This window comes from Pseudomonas sp. IPO3778 (assembly GCF_013386825.1).
In the GTDB taxonomy this organism is placed as follows: domain Bacteria; phylum Pseudomonadota; class Gammaproteobacteria; order Pseudomonadales; family Pseudomonadaceae; genus Aquipseudomonas.
This window is the reverse complement of sequence record NZ_JACARC010000015.1, coordinates 50,156-69,383: the sequence shown is the minus strand read 5'-3', so window position 1 is coordinate 69,383 and position 19,228 is coordinate 50,156. Positions and strand designations below refer to the sequence as shown.

The window sequence follows — 19,228 nt, the reverse complement described above, 5'->3', positions numbered from 1 at the left end:
GGTTCAGATGCCCCACGCGAAGGGGTCCTGTTCGTCGATCAGCAATACGCTGTCGGCGGTCATGTAGGCGCGGCCGGTGATGGAAGGGCGCACACGTTCGCCTTCCCATTCATAACGGCCTTCGAATTGGCTGCCGGTGATGCTGGCTTGTACCCACGGCGCCCCGGCGGCGAGTTTTCCGTCGGCCGCCAGGCACGCCAGCTTGGCGCTGGTGCCGGTGCCGCAGGGCGAGCGGTCGTAGGCTTTGCCGGGGCACATGACGAAGTTGCGGCTGTCGGCGTGGTCGTCGTCTGCGAACAGTTCGATATGGTCGATCAGGGCGCCGTCTTCGCCGTGGATACCCTGGGCCTCAAGGGCCTTGAGCATCGCCCAGGTGTAATCGGTCAGGGCGTCGACGTTGTCCATGTGCAGCACATGCCCGTGCTCGGACACCAGGAAAAACCAATTGCCGCCCCAGGCGATATCGCCGTAGACCCGGCCATGCCCGGGCACGTCCACCGGCACCTGCTGGCGATAGCGGTACGCGGGCACATTGTGCAGGGTCACCGCGCCGTCTTCATGCAGGGTGGCGCTGACCGGGCCGACCGGTGTGTCGATCTTGTGCACGCCCGGCGCGATCTGCCTCTGGTGATGCAGGGAGGCAACCAGGCCGATGGTGCCGTGGCCGCACATGCCGAGGTAGCCGGCGTTGTTGAAGAAAATCACGCCGCAGGTGGCATCGGGCGAGACCGGCGCGCAATACAGCGCGCCCACCAGCACATCGTTGCCGCGAGGTTCCAGCAGGCATGCCCTGCGCCATTGGTCATGGTGCGTGCGCAGGTCGTGAAGCTTGTCGACCAGGGTCTTGCCGGCCAACTCGGGAAAACCGGTCATCACCAGGCGCGTGGGTTCGCCGCCGGTGTGGGAATCAATGATGTGGACTCGTTTCATCGCGCTATCCAGTGAGGGGGCTCGGGATCAGGAAGCCAGCTGGGGTTGACCCATGGCGGGTTCAGGGGCTTCGCTTTCGTCGTCTTCGGTTTCCAGGCGAACCAGGTGGGCCGGTACGCCGGTGGCCGCGCCCCAGTAATAAATGCCCAGCGCGCAAGCGGCCACGACCAGGGTGTCGAACGGATGGCTGAGGATGCCCAGGCCACCGAAGCTGCCGAGTTTCGACAGGATAATGGTCACGGCGTAGAAGCCGATCAGCCAGGCGGATGAACGCACTTGGCGGCCCAGGCTCAGGTGCAGGGTCGGCACAAAGCGCCCGCACAGCAGGTACACCACGAACATCAGGATTTGCAGGCCGAGCAGCCACGACACGGTGCTCCAGCCGGACCAGTAGACGATCAGCGCGGCGATGATGAATGACAGCGGGCCGAGCAGGCCCATCCACTTGACCCGGAACGGGCGCGGCAGGTCAGGCGCATTGCGGCGCAACGCGGCAACGGACACCGGCGCCACGGCGTAGCTCAATACCAGTGCGGCAGACACCACGTTGATCAGCGCCTCCCACGACGGGAAGGGCAGGGTCCAGAACACCGACAGGCCAAAGGTCAGCCACAGCGCGGGGCGCGGGATGCCGGACTTTTCGTCGATGCGCGTGAACACCTTGAAGAAGGTCCCGGTTTGCGCCCAGCCGTAGATTACCCGTGGCGTGGCGTTCATGTAGATGTTGCCGCAACCGCTGGGGGAGATCACCGCGTCGGCGACCACCAGATACGCCAGCCAGCCCACCCCCAGCGCGAGGGCGATATCGCGGTACGGCAGGGCCAATTCCTTGGCGACGCCGGCCCAGCCGTTGGCGAGCATTTCGGTGGGGATGCCGCCGAGGAAGGCGGTCTGCAACAGCACGTAGATCGCGGTGGAGAGCAGCACCGACAGGATCAGCGCAATGGGAATGGTGCGTTGCGGGTTCTTCACTTCGCTGGCCACCGAGATGATCGGCGTCAGGCCCAGGTAAGCGAAAATCACCCCGCCGGCGGACACCGCCATTTCAATGCCCGACAGGCCAAACGGCGCGAAACCCTGGGTGTGAAAATTTTCCGGCTTGAAGAAGGTGAACAGCACGCCGATCACCAGCAGCGGCACGATGAACTTGAACACACTGACCAGGTTATTGGCCATGGCGAAGGTCTTCACGCTGCGGTAGTTGAGGGCGAAAAACAGCGAGAGCAGCGCAAACTGCACGAACCAGCCGAGGACGGTGGGGTTGCTGGAACCCGCCTGCGTCAACTCGGGAAACCACGCTGCCGCATATTGGCGCGAGGCGACCACTTCAATTGCCACCAGGCTCGAAAACGCGATCAGCGTGATAAAGCCCATCAGGTAGCCCAGCAGCGGGCCATGGGAGTAAACCGGGTAGCGCACCACGCCACCGGCCCTGGGCAAAGCCGCCCCCAGTTCGCAGTACACGATGCCCAGCAGCAACACGGCGAACCCGCCCAGCAACCAGGAAAAAATCCCCGCCGGACCGGCGATGGCGGAGACGTGACTGGCCGCGAACAGCCAGCCCGAACCGAAGATCGCTCCCAGTCCGATAAAGGTGAGGTCGATCAATGAAAGCTGTTTCTTGAACTTGCCTTGGGCTGACATAGCGGCGCCTTCTTGTGGGTTATTGGATAGGCATGCAGTGCCCATACAGTGAACCCATCACTGGCGCCGCGATTGATGTTTTGCGCAGGCAGCGATGACGAAATCGGCACAGTTTCGAGCACTCGACACGCCGGCGTTCATGCGGCAATCTGCTCGCCAGGCACCGCCCGCCGGGCGCCGGGCCTATCCGCTGAATGCAGGAGAGAGCGTCATGATGCAGAGCGCGTTCGCCACCCTATGCCAAGGGCGCGAGGCCCATCGCCCGCACACCATTGAAGAACTACTGGCCGGCGTGGGGCTGTTGTTGCCGATGCTCGACGTGATTCCCAATGCCGCGATCTTTATCAAGGACGTGCAGGCGCGCTATGTATTGGCCAACCGCACCCTGGTGCAGCGATGCGGGTTGAAGCACCTGCAACCGTTACTGGGAAAAACCAGCGCCGAGGTATTTCCCGCGCAGTTGGGCCCCGGCTACACCGAACAGGACCGACGGGTGCTGGAGCAAGGGTTTGTCCTGGAAGACCAACTGGAACTGCACCTGTACGGGACCCGCGAGCCGGGTTGGTGCCTGACCCACAAATGGCCGCTGTATAACCGCGACGGTGCGATCATCGGCCTGGCGGGGATCTCGGTCGACCTGCAAACCGCCAGCGAAACCCACCCGGCCTATCAACGACTGGCGGCGGTGGATGAGTACATTCGGGCGCATTTCAACCGGCGTGTCACGTTGGGTGAGCTGACGCGAATTGCCGGGATTTCAGTGGCGCAACTGGAGCGCTACTGCAAGCGCGTGTTTCACCTGACGCCGCGCCAGATGATCCAGAAGGTGCGCCTGGAACATGCGCACCTGTTGCTGCCTACCGAGATGCCCATCACTGAAGTGGCGTTGCAGTGCGGTTACACCGATCACAGTGCGTTTACCCGGCAGTTCAAGGCGTTGACCGGGTTTACGCCGCGCCAGTATCGGCAGGCGACGAGTGTGCAGTGATGTCTAAGTGACATTACCCGGGTACAATCGCCACCGGCCAACGTTGGCCGGGCGGTTCTACAGGGAGGTTTGTCTTTGAAAAAGATGTTATTGGCACTGTGCTGCGGCCTGACCACCGGTTGTGTCGGTTTCTACCAACAACCAGCCCCCACCGCTCCCCACGCAACCCTCGAAGCCATCCAGGGCGCTAACACCCTGCTGAACGGTGGCGTGCAAATGTACTGGGCCTACTACGACCCGGGCTGCAACGACACGGCAGAGACCGGCGTGCTGGGCACTCGCAAGGGCGAGGCCAGCGAGCGGTTTCTGCTGATCCCCGATCGACGGATCTACGTAAATGTCATGAGCGGCGGTGCGGCCAACAAGGAAGGCGCAAACTACCCGCGCTACTGCGCCAACGTGGCCAGTTTTGTTCCTGCCGTTGGCGCGACGTATCAAATCGTCCAGGCGGTTCCCGTGATCGGTTGTGTGGTGGAGATCACCGACAAAAGCACCGGGCGGGCACCTGAATCGTTCAGGAAAGAAGCCGTGGTAGGCGGTTGTTCGCCTTGACTCAATGGGTCTGCGTCACCTTTTTCAAGAACCTCGGCTGATCCGGATTCCGCCCGCGCGCCACGGCCAACTGCGCCGCGATCAGGTAAAACCCCTGGATCATGGTGAACGGCTCCAGCAAGGCATGCGCAGTCGGAACGCTGGGCAGCAACCCCTTGCAAGCGGTGCCCCGTGGCGCCACCACCATCACCTTGGCGCCCCGTGCGCGCATGTCGTCGGCGAAGGCCAGGGTACCCGCCTGCTCCGGGCCGGAAGGGGCGAACACCAGCACGGGATAACCCTCTTCAATGATTTCCATCGGCCCATGGCGAACCTCGGCGCTGGAGAACGCTTCGGCCTGGATGCCTGAGGTTTCCTTGAGCTTGAGTGCGGCTTCCTGGGCAATCGGCAAGGCGGCACCACGACCGATCACGATCATCTTGTCGGCGTGTTGCAGCACCTCGAGCACCTGGGACCAGTCCTCGCTCGCGGCTTCATTCATCTGCTGTGGCAGCGAGAGCAGCGCTTGACCCAAGGTGTTATCGGCGGCCAGGCGGGCCACGATTTGCGCGCTCGCCATCAACATTGCTACATAACTTTTGGTCGCCGCCACGCTTTGTTCCAGGCCGGCGGGCAAGAGGATTTCATGCCCGCTGATGGCCGCCAGTGGCGAGTCTGTGGTGTTGACCAGCGCTGCCGAGGCCGCACCCCGTTGTTGCAGGTACCTCAGGCTGTCGATCAAGTCCGGGCTTTTACCCGACTGGGAAAACGCCGCCACCCAGCATTTTTTCAAGTGCAGCGGCGGTTGTTGCAGGCTGACCAGTGACAGGGGAATCGACAGGCAGGGCACGCCCACCAGGCTCATCATGGCGTAGCTGAAATAAGCGGCCGCGTGGTCTGAACTGCCCCGCGCGACGGTGATGATCAGATCCGGCAAGTCGCCGGCCAACTGCGCGGCCAGTGCCCGCACGGCGTGGTCGTCGTCGAGCATGCGTTGCAGGATCGCCGGGATCGACGCGGTTTCAGTCTGCATCAAGGACATGACTCAGCTCCTGATAAAGGGTGTTGCCGGCAGTGAGTACCTGCTGGGCGATGGCGTTCAGGCCGACGGCCTCCATGGCCATGCTCAGGGCGCCCCACAGCGGAGCGTCGTGGGTGAAATGCGCGGCGGCAATGGTGGGCGGGAAGGGCACCACGCGGCGGATCAGCTGTTCGAGGATCGGTGCCAGCGTCGAGGCCTGGCGGTACAGGCCGCCGCCTATCGCGATGCGTTCCACATCCAGCGCCACCGCCAGGTTGGCCACTTGCACGGCGCACGCGGCGATGCGCCGTTCCAGGGCCTGGCGCACTGGCGGATCCACGCTGGAAAACAGGTCCAGCGCCTGATGCCCGTGACCGAGCATCTGCACCGCCAACTCGCTCAATGCATGACCGGAAAACAGCTCTTCCAGCGGTGCGCCGCCGTGCTCGTAGGTGCGCCACTGATCAGGCTGGGCCGGGTCGAGAAACGGTGACAGCAGGTAGCCGATTTCCATGGCGGCACCGTTATGGCCGCGAATCAGTTTGCCGTTGGCAATCGCCGCCGCCGAAAGGCCGGTGCCCAGGTTCAGGTAGATCGCGTTGTCGACACCGGCCAGCGAACCCCAGCGGACTTCGGCCAGGGCGCCGGCCTTCACATCGTTGTCGAGGGCCACGGGGGCATTGCCAAACGCCTGGGCGATCAACCCTTGCAGGTCGAGGTGTTCGAAGCCCGGGGTGTTGGGCGCCATCAGCAAGGTGGGCCCGCGCACCACGCCGGGGAATACCGCCGCCACACTCAACACCGGCAGGTTGCCGAACTCGGCGACGCAGGTGTGCGCCGCCTCCAGGATGCGTTGCAGTGCCGGCGCGCCGGACAAACCGTCGGCGTGGGTGGCGAGAATCCGCGTGTTCATGCGCTGGCGTGCAATGTCGTAGCACGCCACCTGAGTCTTGGTGCCGCCCACATCAATCGCCAGCAACAGCCCTTGCGGGGGCGCCGCAGCGCCCGTTGTTTCCAGTGGTTCGTGCATAACGCTCATCACTTATCGAAAGGCCACAGTTTTTGCACCCGCGCCCACAGCAGGTAGGCCACGCTACCGGCTGCTACCCACACCAGCGACCATTGGATCGGGTAAGCACCGGGGGCGTTATGGTTGGACGCCATATAGATATAAACCCAACCCAGCAGCGCGATGATCGCCGGCACCGGGTACAGCCACATTTTGTACGGGCGGGCCAGGTGCGGCTTGGTCTTGCGCAGCACCAGCAGCGAGATGATCTGCGCCACCGACTGCACCAGGATCATCACCGTGGTCAGCAACTGAATCAGGGTGTTCAGGTCGGTCAGGCGTCCAATCATGAACCCCACGGACGTCAGCAGGCCCATGCTCAGGATGCCGTAGGTCGGGAACGCATGCTGGGGGTGGACCTTGCTGAAGGCGTTGAAGAACACCTTGTCTTTCGCCGCCTCGAACGGCACCCGGGAACCGCCCAGCAGCCCGGCAAACACCGAGGCAACGGCGGTGATCAGGATCAATACAGTGACGATTCCGGCGGCGGTGCTGCCCCAGGTTTCGCTGAGCACCACCGAGGCCACGGATTTGTAGGCGGGCGATTCGGGGTCGAGCATGCGGTGCCAATCCACCACGCCCAGCACGCCCACTTGCATTAACAGGTAGACCGCGAGGATGCCGAGGATCGAAAACACGATCGACTTGGGAATCACCTTCCCGGGTTGCTCGACTTCACCGGCCAGGTACGCCGAGGTGTTGTAGCCCAGGTAGTCATAAATGCCGATGGTCAGGCCGCCGGCCATGCCCAGCCAGAAGCTGCTGTCGCCAAGGTTGAAGGCGCCCTCGGGGAAGCTGAAGGCCAGGTCGGCATGGAAGTGGGTGAAGGCGGCGGCGATCAGCGCACCGATGCTGATCAGCATGATCACCCACAGCACGATGCTCAATTTGGCGATGGACTCGATCTTGCGCCACAGCATCACGATCACCAGCCAGATCACGGCGAGGCCGATCAGGTTGCCGGCGGTCTGGCTCATGTTCGGCCAGAACCACGTCAGGTACTGCACGAAGCCGATGATGCCGGTGGACATGATCAGCGGGATAAACAACATGGCCGTCCACACAAACAGGAACGGCAGCAGTTTGCCCGTACGCTTGCCGAAGGCTTCCCGCAGGTAATTGTAAGTACCGCCCGCGCCCGGCAGGGAGGCGCCGAGTTCGGCCCACACCAGCCCGTCACACAGGGCCAGCAGGGCGCCGAGGATCCAGCCGAGGTAAGCCTGGGGGCCGCCCATGATCACGATCATGGTGGGAATGGTGATAAACGGGCCCACGCCGCACATCTGACTCATGTTCAGGGTGATAGCGGGGAACAGACCGATTTTGCGTTTGCCGTTGGGCAAGTCCGGATCGACGGGTGTCAACGTGCTCATGGGGGAACGACCTCTTAATCGAGTGACAGAAGGGGTTGGGGGCAGTTGCAAAGAGGTTGCGTGCCATCAAGGGCTTCTATCGACCCGTCATTGTTTTTATGGGGCGTAATCGGAAATCGCTGTAGGCGCAATCGTCCGAGGTGCTAAGAAAAGCACGCCGTGAGTATTAATTCAACTTGATTTAATTAATCGCCGCGACGGATTATCAGCCCATGAAAAATCCCAAGCTCAAACGTGCGGTGACCACCGGCACCAACGCCGAACATGCCCGACAGCACAACCGTCGGGTGATCCTGGAAGCCATTCGCCAGAGCGGTCGGTTAACCCGTGCCGACCTCACGCGGCTGACCTCACTGACGGCGCAGACGGTCTCGAACATTGTCACCGAGCTTCAGGAAGAGGGCGTGCTGCTGGTCCATGCGGCCGAGAAGGGCGGGCGTGGCCAGCCGCCGGTGCCGCTGTCGCTGAATCCCGAAGGTGGCTATTCGATCGGCTTTCACGTCGAACAACATCGCATCATTGCCGTGCTGCTCGACCTGCTGGGCGAGACGGTGGCGCAGGTGACGTTGACGGTCAGCTACCCGACATTCGAGCAGGCACTCCCGCTGATCGTGGGTTGCGTAAAGGATTTGCGCGAGCAACGCCCGGGTGGCCGCTTCCTGGGTGTGGGCATTGCGTTGCCCGGTCCTTTCAGCGTTGAAGGCATGACCTGCGTAGGCCCCACGGCGATGTCCGGCTGGGATGACCCGGGCATCCCGCTACGGTTACAGCAGGCCATCGGCTTGCCGGTGCTGATTGAAAACGACGCCACCGCGGCGACCATGGGCGAGCGCCTGTATGGCATCGCCAGCGGCCTGCATCACTTCGTGCATCTGTTTATCGGCAGCGGCCTGGGCGCCGGGCTGTACCTGGATAACCGCCTGTATTCCGGGCATTGGCACAACGCCGGGGAGATCGGCCACATGACCGTGGTGCCTGACGGCAAGGCCTGTTATTGCGGCAATCACGGCTGCCTGGAACGCTATATTTCCATTGCGGCGCTGCTGGAGCATTTGGGGCATCCGGCCGAGCAGGACCTGGCGGCGTGGGACATGAATGACCAGGAACTCAACGAAGGCGTCGATGCCTGGCTCGACGAGGCGGCGCCCGCGTTGAAGCAGGCCATCAACATCCTTGAGTCAGTGCTCGACCCGCAGACCATCCTGATCAGCGGTTTTCTGCCGCCAGCGATCCTGGTCCGGCTGATCGCCCGTCTCGAACCCCTGAGCCGCTCCATCAGCAGCCGCTCGGATCGCCTGCACCCGCGCATCCAGATGGGCACCGCCGGGCACGACGCCGTGGCGCTGGGCGCTGCGGCGTTGATGATTTTGGCGGAAATCAGCCCGGACTATGAGGCGTTGCTCAAGCCGGAATAAAAGCGGCGGGCACATGACTCAAGCCCGCCGTGCCCGCGACAGTCGTCCCTCAGTTGATGACGGTGATTGCGCCAATCGCAATCGCCGCCAGCAACATCACCATCACCGTGCCCACCGTCCATTTCAGCGAGACGCGCTGGTTGTCGCCGTAGTCGAGGTCCAGCAGGCCGCACAGCAGGTAAGTCGAGGCCACCAGCGGGCTGAGCAGGTGCACCGGCTGGCCGATCAGCGAGGCAATCGCCATCTCCTTTGCATCAATTCCATAGTGGGCCGCGGTCTGCGCCCAGATGGGCAGCACGCCGAAATAGAACGCATCATTGGACAGCACATAGGTGAACGGCATGCTCAGCAGTGCGGTGATCAGCGACAGGTAGGGCCCGGACTGTTGCGGCAACAGCGCGATCAGGTTGTCGGAGATCGCCTTGACCATGCCGGTGCCGCCCATGATCCCGACAAAAATCCCTGCGGCGAAGATCAGCAAGGTCACCGCCATCACGTTATCAGCATGCCGCGCGATCACTTCTTTCTGCTGCTTGAGGGACGGGAAATTGACCAGGCAGGCCAGGCCGAAGGCGATCATGAACAGGATCGGCAAGGGCATCAGGCTGATCATCATGCAGGTGATCAGGGCGATGGTCAGCACCCCGTTGAACAGGAAGCGCGGATCGCCCAGGCGAATATGGGCATAGCCCTTGAGCACTTCATCCTCGCTGATGCTCACGGTGCCCAGGCGGCGAAACTCCATGCGCCCCAGCCACCAGGCGGCGAACAACACCCACACGGCACCGGCCACCATGATCGGCACCATGCTCACGAACAGTTCGGTGATGTCCACGTGCATGGCACTGGCCGCCCGGGAAAACGGCCCGCCCCAGGGCAGGATATTCATCACGCCTATCGACATCAGCAGCACGGTGGCCATGACTTGCAGGCGAATCCCGGTCAGCCGGTACAGCGGCAAAAACGCAGCGGTGGCGATGATGTAGGTGGTGGCGCCGTCGCCATCCAGGCCCACACACAGGCCGAGCACGGCGGTGCCGACCACGATCTTGCGCGGGTCACCTTTGACCAGCCGCAGAATCACTTTGATCAGCGGGTTGAACAGGCCCGCGTCGGTCATCAGGCAGAAATACAGGATGGCGAACGTCAGCATAATGCCGGTGGGGGCGAGCATCTTCAGGCCGTCGTACATCATGCCGCCCAGCTGCGGGGCGAAGCCGGCCAGGCAGCCGAAAACGATCGGGACCAGCAGCAACGCCACCAGCGGTGACAGGCGCTTGCTCATGATCAGGTACATGAAGCAGACGATCATGGCGTAGCTCAGGAATATCAACATGGGTGTGCCTTTTTGTTGGTCTTATAGGGCGCCAGGCGAGTAACGGCCGGCTTTTTCCAGGGCGAACGAAGCCCCTGCGTGCTGCTCGCAGCGTTCAGTGCCGGGTTAATTCAGCGGTGGGAAAACATCGGTTGGCCGGCGTGTTCCAGGTCGGCGACGAGGATCGAGCCGGTCGACGAATCGGTGATGAACAGTTGCCGGTTGCCCTCGCCGCCGAACGCCAGGTTGGTCAGGGTGCGGCCCTCGGTGCAGGTGCGAATGCGATAGAGCGGCACGGCGTGGGGATCGAACACCCAGACGCAGGCATTGCCGGCATCGCACACATAGAGGTTGCCGAGTACGTCGAGGGCCATGCCGTCGGCGCCGCTCACGCCGCCCGCGAGTGCGGTGAAGATCCCGACTTTGCTGGTGCCGCCGTCACCCTGGATCGGCAGGCGCCACACCGCGTTGCCCCGGGTCATGGCGACGAACAGCGCGTTTTGCGCCAGGTCCATGACCAGCCCGTTGGGGCTCGGGCCGTTGTCGATCAGACGGGTGAGCCTCTGGTTTTCCAGGTCGTAGGCGAACACGCGCCCGGTAGGGTCCTGCTGGCCGGTTTGCCCCTGGTCGGTGAAGTAGAGCGTGCCGCCGGCGTCGAAAAACAAGTCGTTCACACCCTTGAAGCCTTCGCTGCGGTGGTGAGTCAGAAACGGCGTGATGATGCCACTGGCAGGGTCCAGGGTCAGGATGCCGTGCTTGTAGTCGGCAATGAAAATGCGCCCGTCGCGGTGGATTTTCAGGCCGTTGGGCCAGCCATCGTATTGCACCACCAGCGTCCAGTTGCCGTGGGGGTCGATGCGGAAAATCCGGCCGTAGGGGATGTCTGTGACATAGAGATTGCCCTGCACATCGAAGGACGGTCCTTCGAGGAAGCTGTTCACCCGCTGGCCGGGCTTGTTGGCGCGCACCCAGTCGGACGCTGTGTCCTGCCAGAACATCGGCGGCAAGGTGCTGAAGACGCGAGTGGGCAAATCACGAGGCGGGGCATACAGGCTCACAGGATCAACTCCTACGGGGGCGGGTAAGGCATCCCCAAAGGGGAGGGACCTTGTCACCTTGTTGTTGTTTTTGTTCTGCTAGATAGAACGATGTGCTTTCTAATAGAACAAATGTCGAGGTTATTTCTGAGACTGTCAACCCTGTCTTTTGCATCGACGTATGGATCGCGATCGATTCGTTCGGCAAGTGATCCACCAATTATCAGTAAAAACCGCTGACTGCTTTTCGGCCGTTGACAGCGAAAATTAACGCGCTCATTATTTATTTCAGAACGATGTTCTATTAGATAGAACGATTATGGATTGACCTTCAAAGGCCTGGTGATGACCCCAAATAAAAACATCGACATTCTGATCAGCGAGGTAGGCCCGCGTGACGGCCTGCAAAGCGTCGCCGCAACGATGCCCACCGCGCTGAAACTGCAATGGCTGACAGCCCTGGCCGACGCCGGCCTCCAGGAAATCGAGATTGGTTCCTTCGTCTCCCCCAAGCTGCTGCCGCAGATGGCCGATGCTGCGCAACTGGTGGTGCATATGCGTCAGCGCCCGGAGGTGTTTGTCACCGCGCTGGTGCCGAACCTCAAAGGTGCACAGGCGGCCTTCGACGCCGGCGTGCAGAAAATCACGCTGCCCATTTCCGTCAGCGAGCCCCATTCCCTCGCCAACATCCGCAAGACCCACCAACAGGTGTTTGACGAGGTGCGCCAGGTCATTGCCCTGCGCAATGAACACTTCCCGCAGGTGCAGGTGGAAGCCGGTTTGTCGACGGTATTCGGTTGCACGATCCAGGGCGAAGTGCCTGAAGACGATGTGATTCGCATGGCGTTGCGCATGGCCGAGCTGGGGGTGGACGAGGTCGGGCTGGCGGACACCGTCGGCTACGCCAACCCGGCCCAGGTGCGTCGGGCGTTTATCCGTTTGCGCAGCGAAATCGGTGCCAGGGCCGGCAGCGCTCACTTCCACAATACCCGCGGCCAGGGGCTGGCGAATGTGCTGGCGGCGCTGGACGTTGGCGTCACCACCTTCGATGCCTCCCAGGGCGGGATTGGCGGCTGTCCTTATGCGCCGGGGGCGTCGGGCAATATCGTCACCGAAGACCTGGTTTACCTGCTTGAGTCCATGGGCCTGCGCACCGGCGTCGATATCGACAAGCTGGTGGCGGCACGTGAGTGGCTGCAAAAAGGCCTGCCTGGCGAACCGCTCTACGGGTTCATCCCGGACGCCGGCGTGGGCAAGAACTTTCACTACGCAGGGGCCGCACGATGAGCACACGGAATCAAAACATCCAGGCGCTGCCGCTGGCAGGCATTCGGGTGGTCGAGTTTGTGCACATGGTCATGGGCCCGACCTGCGGGCTGGTACTGGCCGATCTTGGCGCGGAAGTGATTAAGGTCGAGCCGACGCCGGCGGGCGACAACACCCGGCGGTTGACCGGCTCGGGCGCCGGTTACTGGATGACCTACAACCGCAACAAAAAAAGCTTCGCCGTCGACATCAAGACCGAGGAAGGTATGGCAGCGGTGCGCAAGCTGATCGAAAGCGCCGATGTGGTCACCGAGAACTTTCGTCCGGGAGCGATGGAGAAACTCGGCCTGGGCTTTGAGCAGGTCAAGGCGATCAAGCCCGACATCATCTACAGCTCCATGAAAGGTTTCCTGCCGGGCCCCTACGAACACCGCACCGCGCTGGATGAAGTGGTGCAGATGATGTCCGGGCTTGCCTACATGACCGGCCCCGAAGGCCGTCCGCTGCGCGCCGGTGCGTCGGTGAACGACGTGATGGGCGGCATGTTCAGCGCCATCTCGATCCTGGCTGCGCTGTGGCAACGCAAGGCAACGGGGGAGGGGCAGTTTGTGCAGACCGGCCTGTTCGAGAATTCGGCGTTCCTGGTGGGCCAGCACATGATGCAGATGGCGACGACCGGCCAGCCCGCTGCGCCGATGCCCAGCCGTCTTTCGGCATGGGCGATCTACGACGTGTTCAACACCCGGGATGACGAGCAAGTGTTCATGGGGGTGGTGAGTGACAGCCAATGGCTGAGCTTCTGCCAGGCGTTTGGTTTTGAGCAACTGGGCAGCGATCCGGAACTGGCGCGCAACACCCAACGTGTGCACGCCCGTTCGAAAATCCTGCCGCAAGTTCGTGAGCGGCTGGCCACGCTGCCCAAGCAGCAAATCATGGACATGTGCGAACAGGCTGGCTTGCCGTTCTCACCGATCCAGCGGCCTCAGGATTTGTTTGATGATGTGCACCTGAATGCCTCCGGCGGCCTGGCGCACCTGACGCTGGATAACGGCCAGGAAGTGAAGGTGCCGATGCTGCCGTTTGAAATGAATGGCCGGCGTTTCGATACGCGCCTGAACGTGCCGCAACTGGGCAGCCATTCCCAGGCGCTACTTGAAGAGCTGGGGTATGCCGCCAGGGATGTCGACGCCTTGCGTGCGCGTGGCGTGGTCCGCTAGGCCCCGCTGTCGCCATTCCAATAACAATAATGTCGAGGAAACCGGTCATGGCAATTGTCACGACACCTGCATCCGGCACCCCAGCCACCACCGCCGTGGTGCTGGACGCCGAGCAAACACGCGTGTTGCACAAGGCCGCCTGGCGCCTGATCCCGCTGCTGGCCCTGGCGTATTTTTTCAACTACCTGGACCGCACCAGCGTCGGTTATGCCGCGCTGCAAATGACCGGGCAGCTCGGCCTGACCGCCACGCAATTCGGCCTGGGTGCGGGGATCATGTTCGTGGGCTACTGCCTGTGCGAGGTGCCGAGCAACCTGGCGATGTACCGCTTTGGCGCCCGGCGGTGGATGGCGCGCATCATGATTACCTGGGGGATTGCAGCGGCGGCCACGGCGTGGGTCGTGGGTCCTTATAGCTTCTACGCCATGCGCCTGGTACTGGGTGTGGCCGAGGCCGGGTTCTTTCCCGGGGTGATCTTTTTCCTCACCCTGTGGTTTCCGGCGCAGTACCGCACCCGGGTGCTGGCGTGGTTTACCGCGGCCACGCCGATTTCGTTCCTGGTGGGTGGCCCGCTGTCGGTGTGGCTGCTGCAAATGCATGGCATCTGGGGGCTGGCGGGGTGGCAATGGATGTTTCTGATCGAAGGCATCCCGGCGTGTATCCTCGGCCTGATCACCCTGAAAGTGCTGACCAATCAGCCTTCCGAGGCCCACTGGTTGTCGACGCGGGAGCGTGCCGTCCTCACCGGGTTGTTGGCGCAAGAACAGGGCCAGGGCCAGCACCGCCATGGTTTCAAGGCCGCCTTGAAAGACCCGCGGGTGTGGATCCTCAGCTCGATCACCTTCAGCTTTACCCTGGGCTCCTACGGCATCGGGATCTGGCTGCCGCAGATGCTCAAGGCTCACGGCGTCGAAGTCAGCATGATCGGCTGGGTGGCGGCAATTCCCTACTTTTTTGCAACCATCGGCTTGCTGGTGTGGGCAAAACACGTTGACCGCACCGGCAAGGGGATTTTCAACCTGACCCTGGCCATGCTGTTGGCCGGCCTGGCGCTATTGGTCGCCCTGCAGATGGACACGCTGGTGGCCGCCCTGGCCGGGATCACCCTGGCGCTGGTGGGGACGATTGCCGGCAAGACCATTTTCTACACCTTGCCCGGCAAGTTCCTGCGTGGCCAGGCCGCGGCCGGCGGCATTGCGCTGATCAACTCGATTGGGGCCTTTGGCGGGTTTGTCGGGCCTTACCTGATGGGCTTTCTCAAGGACTACACCGGCTCGTTCACGGCGGGCTTGATGGTGATGGGTTGCATCATGTTTGTCGCGGCGGCGATGGTCATGTCGCTGCGGCTTTTCCTGCGGGAAGCATAATGCGGTGGCTGCACCCCGGCGCAAAAGGGTATGTTACGGCGACTGAGCGTGTCTGGCGCGACCGGGACGGCAATGATGCTGCCGCTCGCGCCGGCGATGAATACCCAACGAGTGGCCATGAGTACCGAACCCAACAACAGTCTTGCTGATCAAGCCGGCAGTCCGGAAGGCGGCGTTGCTGCAGTAGACCGCGCGTTTTCCATTCTCGCGGCGTTCAATATCGATCAAGAGAGCTTGAGCCTGGCGGAGATCGCACGGCGCACCGGCTTGTATAAAAGCACCATCCTGCGCCTGATCGCGTCGCTGGAAAAAGCCGGGTTCGTGCGGCGCTTGAGTGACGGCCAATACGCGGTCGGGCCTGAACCGCTGCGCCTGTCCCAGCTGTATCAAGCCTCGTTCCGCTTGCGGGATGTGATCCTGCCGCTGCTGGAATCCATCACCGAAGAGAGCGGCGAGACCTCGTCGTTCTACGTCTATGAAAACGGCAGCCGGGTGGTGTTGTTCCGTGTCGAGCCCAAGCGCGCGGTGCGGGTTTCGGTGCTGGAAGGCGCACGGTTCCCGCTGCACGCCGGGGCTTCCGGCAAGGTGCTGCGCGCGTTCTCGCGCCAGGGCGACGCCACACTGTCTCAGGAGCGTGAGCGCTGCTGGGCCTGCTCGTTTGGCGAGCGCGACCCGGAAACCACGGCGGTCTCCGTTCCCGTGTTTGCCATGGGCGGTGAGCTCAAAGGCGCATTGACGCTGTCGGGACCCTCCGACCGATTGCTGAAAGAACACATCCCCCACGCTGCATCGATCCTGCTGCGCAACGCAGCAATCGCCACCAGCGCGTTGGGCGGCAACAATACCGAACTGCGAGCAGCCCTGGAAAAACTCAACCCCTGAGGGGGTGGTGCTTTTGTCGGGTGATCTGGAATTCAACACAGGACGATCAAGATGGACGTGGCAATGGAACTGTCGTTTGAGGTCACCGAGCAAGAGCGCCAGGCCATCCTCCAGCCGCTGAGGGCGTACAACATCAGCCAATGCGGCGAGAACCCGTTTGAAACCTTCGGGTTGTTGTTGCGTGATCCCGTCAGCCAGGACGTGGTGGGCGGCCTCTACGGGAAAATCGCTTATGGCTGGATGTTCGTTGAACTGTTGAGCGTGCCTGAATCAATGCGCACTCAAGGCACCGGTTCAAAGCTGATGCGGGCGGCCGAGGACCTGGCGCGGGAGAAAAAATGCACGGGGATCTGGCTGGATACCTTCAGCTTCCAGGCTCCCGGGTTCTATCGAAAACTGGGCTTCAGCGAGTTCGGGCATATCGCCGACTACCCGCCTGGGCACACGCGTCACTTTTTCCAGAAGCACCTGGCCTGAGGGCTGGCGGGTCACCGACGGCCACGTCACCAGTCCGTCCAAACCCTGGTCAGACTTCAAGTACCTGAGCACATTCTGCGCACTGCCGACGCTGGGCAGCTTCGGCCACGCGTCGGCACTCGCCGCGCAAACAGCATGGATACCCGCCAGGGGATTACTGTGCCTTGGCGTTCTTGATATCCGCGATCACCTGCTTGGCAATCGCCTGAACCTGCTTCTGGGTCATGGCTGACGCCACGCCTTCCCACGCCGAGGACTCGGTCTCATAGGTGCGCGCGCCCAGCGGTGCGCCGGACTTCAAGTCGGAAAAGTCGGCTTTCGAAAAGACCCACGCATTGCCCACCAATGCGCCGGCGGCGTAGCGGGTGCCCGCCGTCAGGTAGCGGAACTTGCTGACGTTGATGGTGATGCCCACGCCGTCGGCACTGCCGGTCTCGAGGGTTGGGGTTTGCTTGAGGCTATAACCGGCCTGTTGCGCTTCGGTTTGCAGGGCTGCGCCCCATTGTTGCTTGAGCAGTGGCCAGTCCTGGTTTTGCTCGACCGTGGTGTTGCCTTTAAAACTCACCACCAGGTTCTGTTTGGCCGATTCCGGAATGGCCAGTGCGTCGGTACCGCCGCTTTTTACCTTGGCGGCGCAGCCACCCAGCATCGAAAGGGCGACAGCGAACGACAGGGCATACAAGGCCTTGGAGGTTTTCATTGAATTTCCGTATCCACAACAGTTGAGAGAGGAGGCCACCCCATCGGGTGGGGCGGCTAAGATGCTGAACTTCGCGCCGTCTGGCAAGGGCGGCGATTGCAATACGCCAGCTTACGCCTCAAATACCCACAAACTTTATTGGTTTGCAGCAACAGTTTTTCTTGTTGGACACCTCCCGCCCCAAGCAGCAAAGATGCCGCCACTGACGCTCGACCTTCCGGGTCAACAATAAAAAATCGAGCCGGGCTGCACGCCGTTTTCTTGCAGTGAACCCCTTGTTCACTACCTGCTTTACTGGCGCCGCAGCGCGCATTTAAGGACCACATCACCATGCAAACTGCTGTGAACCTATGGCCGCTGATTGGCGTACTCGTCATCGTGGTCGGCTTTGTGTTGCGCTTCAATCCGCTGCTGGTCGTGACGGCGGCAGCGATTGCCACCGGGTTTGCCGCCCACTTCCCGCTGGAAAAGATCCTCGCCACCATGGGCGACGGTTTCCTCCAGACCCGCGCCTTGCAACTGATCCTGTTATTGCCGCTGGCCGTGATCGGCTTGCTGGAACGCCATGGCTTGCGCCTGCATGCGCAAAACTGGATCGCACGGTTTGAGCGGGCCACCGTCGGGCGCTTGTTGATCATCTACCTGTTTGTGCGTGAGACCACGGCGGCCATGGGCCTCACCAGCCTGGGCGGGCACCCGCAGATGGTGCGCCCGTTGCTGGCGCCGATGGCCGAAGGCGCAGCGGAGAAACGCTACGGCAAACTCCCGGACAAGCTCCGCCACAAGGTCCTGGCCATGTGCGCCGCGACCGACAACGTCGGGCTGTTTTTTGGCGAGGACATCTTCGTCGCCTTTGGTGCGATTGCGCTGATGCACACCTTCCTGCTGGGTTCGGGGATTGACGTCGAGCCTTTGCATATCGCGGTCTGGGGCATCCCGACGGCGATCTGCGCCTTCATTATTCACGCCATACGCTTGCACCGCTTTGACCGAATGCTCACCCGCGAGTGCTCGCCGGCCAAGCAGACGGAGGCGGCGCAATGATTATTTCCATTCAATACCTGTACTGGCTGGCCGGGGTTCTGCTGGTAATCACCGCCGGGATGATCCTGATGGATCGAACCCACCCCAAGCGTTGGTCGAGTTCGTTGTTCTGGCTGCTGTTTGCCATCCCGTTCCTGGTAGGGGAGCGCCTGCCTTCGGTGGTGGTCGGCGCGGGGGTGGTGGTGATGGCGCTGATTGCGGGCTTCGGCGGCGTAGGCCGCGGCGCCCACGCCCAGTTGCATGACAAGGCGGCGCGGGCCAGTGCAGGTCGGCTGGGGCACAAGTTGTTTATCCCGGCATTGGCCATTCCATTGACCACGGTGATCGGCTCGGTACTGCTCAAGCACACCGAGATCGGCGGCGTGCCGCTGCTGGACCCGAAGAACACCACCTTTGTTTCCCTGGGCATTGGCTGCCTGATTGCACTGGCGCTGGCGTGCTGGCTGACGCGGGACACGCCGGTGCAAGCCCTTCGCGAATCCCGGCGCCTGACCGAGGCACTGGGCTGGGCGATGGTGTTGCCGCAGATGCTGGCGATGCTCGGGCTGTTGTTCAACGAAGCGGGCGTGGGCACGGCCGTGGCGCACATCACCACCACCTACATCAACCTGGATTACAAGCTCGTAGCGGTGATGGTCTATGTCCTGGGCATGGCGCTGTTCACGGTGATCATGGGCAATGGCTTCGCCGCCTTCCCGGTCATGACCGGCGGCGTGGGCGTGCCGGTGCTGGTGGGCATCTACGGCGGCAACCCGGCGGTGATGGCCGCTATCGGCATGTTTTCCGGTTACTGCGGTACGCTGATGACACCGATGGCGGCGAACTTCAATATCGTGCCGGCGGCGCTGCTTGAACTGCCGGATAAAAACGCGGTGATCAAGGCGCAGATGCCGACCGCCTTGATGATGCTGGTGGTTAATATTGTCCTGCTCTACTTACTGATGTGAGGCTG

At 62.3% G+C, this 19,228-nt stretch carries 18 protein-coding genes; 10 read left to right on the top strand and 8 right to left on the bottom strand.

The genetic code is table 11. The annotated features are described in order from the left end of the window. Window positions 1-3 precede the first annotated feature (3 nt). Both HX855_RS05960 and HX855_RS05955 read right to left on the bottom strand, forming a co-directional pair. Window positions 4-930: a 4-hydroxyproline epimerase gene (locus HX855_RS05960; protein ID WP_177087739.1), complete on the bottom strand. Its 927-nt coding sequence runs from the start codon at window positions 928-930 to the stop codon at window positions 4-6. A gap of 27 nt (window positions 931-957) precedes the next feature. Continuing rightward, window positions 958-2,574: an APC family permease gene (locus tag HX855_RS05955; RefSeq protein WP_177087741.1), complete on the bottom strand. Its 1,617-nt coding sequence runs from the start codon at window positions 2,572-2,574 to the stop codon at window positions 958-960. A 211-nt stretch (window positions 2,575-2,785) separates the two neighbouring features. Between HX855_RS05955 and HX855_RS05950 the strand changes: the two genes are divergently transcribed. Together HX855_RS05950 and HX855_RS05945 are read left to right on the top strand one after the other, a co-directional pair. Then, window positions 2,786-3,562, top strand: coding sequence for an AraC family transcriptional regulator (locus tag HX855_RS05950; RefSeq protein WP_177087743.1), 777 nt, complete (start codon window positions 2,786-2,788; stop codon window positions 3,560-3,562). Between the two features lie 75 nt (window positions 3,563-3,637). Beyond that, window positions 3,638-4,114, top strand: coding sequence for a hypothetical protein (locus HX855_RS05945; RefSeq protein WP_375140062.1), 477 nt, complete (start codon window positions 3,638-3,640; stop codon window positions 4,112-4,114). Window position 4,115: 1 nt separating this feature from the next. Here HX855_RS05945 and HX855_RS05940 read toward each other — a convergent pair whose 3' ends face one another. Genes HX855_RS05940 through HX855_RS05930 form a run of 3 tightly spaced genes read right to left on the bottom strand, consistent with a single transcriptional unit; the run spans window position 4,116 to window position 7,556 of the window. Continuing rightward, a complete protein-coding gene (locus HX855_RS05940) occupies window positions 4,116-5,135 on the bottom strand; it encodes an SIS domain-containing protein (protein ID WP_177087745.1) in 1,020 nt (339 codons plus the stop codon). Next, window positions 5,116-6,144, bottom strand: coding sequence for an ROK family protein (locus HX855_RS05935; RefSeq protein ID WP_177087747.1), 1,029 nt, complete (start codon window positions 6,142-6,144; stop codon window positions 5,116-5,118). Before HX855_RS05935 ends, HX855_RS05940 begins: the two co-directional genes overlap by 20 nt. An 8-nt stretch (window positions 6,145-6,152) precedes the next feature. Continuing rightward, complete coding sequence (locus tag HX855_RS05930; protein WP_177087749.1) at window positions 6,153-7,556, bottom strand: APC family permease; 1,404 nt, start codon at window positions 7,554-7,556, stop codon at window positions 6,153-6,155. 212 nt (window positions 7,557-7,768) lie between these two features. Here HX855_RS05930 and HX855_RS05925 point away from each other — a divergent pair, with 212 nt between their 5' ends. Beyond that, a complete protein-coding gene (locus HX855_RS05925) occupies window positions 7,769-8,971 on the top strand; it encodes an ROK family transcriptional regulator (RefSeq protein WP_177087752.1) in 1,203 nt (400 codons plus the stop codon). Window positions 8,972-9,020: 49 nt separating this feature from the next. Here HX855_RS05925 and HX855_RS05920 read toward each other — a convergent pair whose 3' ends face one another. Then, on the bottom strand, window positions 9,021-10,307 hold the full coding sequence (locus HX855_RS05920) for a CitMHS family transporter (protein ID WP_177087753.1): 1,287 nt from the start codon (window positions 10,305-10,307) through the stop codon (window positions 9,021-9,023). A gap of 110 nt (window positions 10,308-10,417) precedes the next feature. Further along, entirely contained in the window at window positions 10,418-11,344 is a 927-nt protein-coding gene (locus HX855_RS05915; protein ID WP_177087755.1) for an SMP-30/gluconolactonase/LRE family protein, read from the bottom strand. A 324-nt stretch (window positions 11,345-11,668) separates the two neighbouring features. Here HX855_RS05915 and HX855_RS05910 point away from each other — a divergent pair, with 324 nt between their 5' ends. From HX855_RS05910 to HX855_RS05890, 5 genes are all read left to right on the top strand, one after another. Then, window positions 11,669-12,610 carry a hydroxymethylglutaryl-CoA lyase gene (locus tag HX855_RS05910; RefSeq protein ID WP_177087757.1) on the top strand — a complete coding sequence of 314 codons (942 nt, stop codon included), beginning with the start codon at window positions 11,669-11,671 and terminating at the stop codon, window positions 12,608-12,610. Continuing rightward, window positions 12,607-13,806 (top strand): CaiB/BaiF CoA-transferase family protein, encoded by a 1,200-nt coding sequence (locus HX855_RS05905; protein ID WP_177087759.1) that lies wholly within the window; start codon window positions 12,607-12,609, stop codon window positions 13,804-13,806. Before HX855_RS05910 ends, HX855_RS05905 begins: the two co-directional genes overlap by 4 nt. A 47-nt stretch (window positions 13,807-13,853) precedes the next feature. Next, window positions 13,854-15,173, top strand: a complete 1,320-nt coding sequence (locus HX855_RS05900) for an MFS transporter (protein WP_256353045.1) — start codon at window positions 13,854-13,856, stop codon at window positions 15,171-15,173. Between the two features lie 117 nt (window positions 15,174-15,290). Beyond that, entirely contained in the window at window positions 15,291-16,055 is a 765-nt protein-coding gene (locus HX855_RS05895; RefSeq protein ID WP_177087761.1) for an IclR family transcriptional regulator, read from the top strand. Window positions 16,056-16,106: 51 nt separating this feature from the next. Continuing rightward, window positions 16,107-16,532 (top strand): GNAT family N-acetyltransferase, encoded by a 426-nt coding sequence (locus HX855_RS05890; RefSeq protein WP_177087762.1) that lies wholly within the window; start codon window positions 16,107-16,109, stop codon window positions 16,530-16,532. 154 nt (window positions 16,533-16,686) lie between these two features. On the opposite strand, the gene HX855_RS05885 is transcribed toward HX855_RS05890, so the two are convergent. Continuing rightward, window positions 16,687-17,232, bottom strand: a complete 546-nt coding sequence (locus HX855_RS05885) for a DUF4410 domain-containing protein (protein WP_177087764.1) — start codon at window positions 17,230-17,232, stop codon at window positions 16,687-16,689. A gap of 330 nt (window positions 17,233-17,562) precedes the next feature. Here HX855_RS05885 and HX855_RS05880 point away from each other — a divergent pair, with 330 nt between their 5' ends. Together HX855_RS05880 and HX855_RS05875 are read left to right on the top strand one after the other, a co-directional pair. After that, a complete protein-coding gene (locus HX855_RS05880; protein ID WP_177087767.1) occupies window positions 17,563-18,276 on the top strand; it encodes a DUF969 domain-containing protein in 714 nt (237 codons plus the stop codon). After that, the gene (locus HX855_RS05875; RefSeq protein WP_177087769.1) at window positions 18,273-19,223 is read left to right on the top strand and encodes a DUF979 domain-containing protein; all 951 of its coding nucleotides are present in this window, start codon (window positions 18,273-18,275) and stop codon (window positions 19,221-19,223) included. The genes HX855_RS05880 and HX855_RS05875 overlap by 4 nt, the downstream gene beginning before the upstream one ends. Window positions 19,224-19,228: the final 5 nt, after the last annotated feature.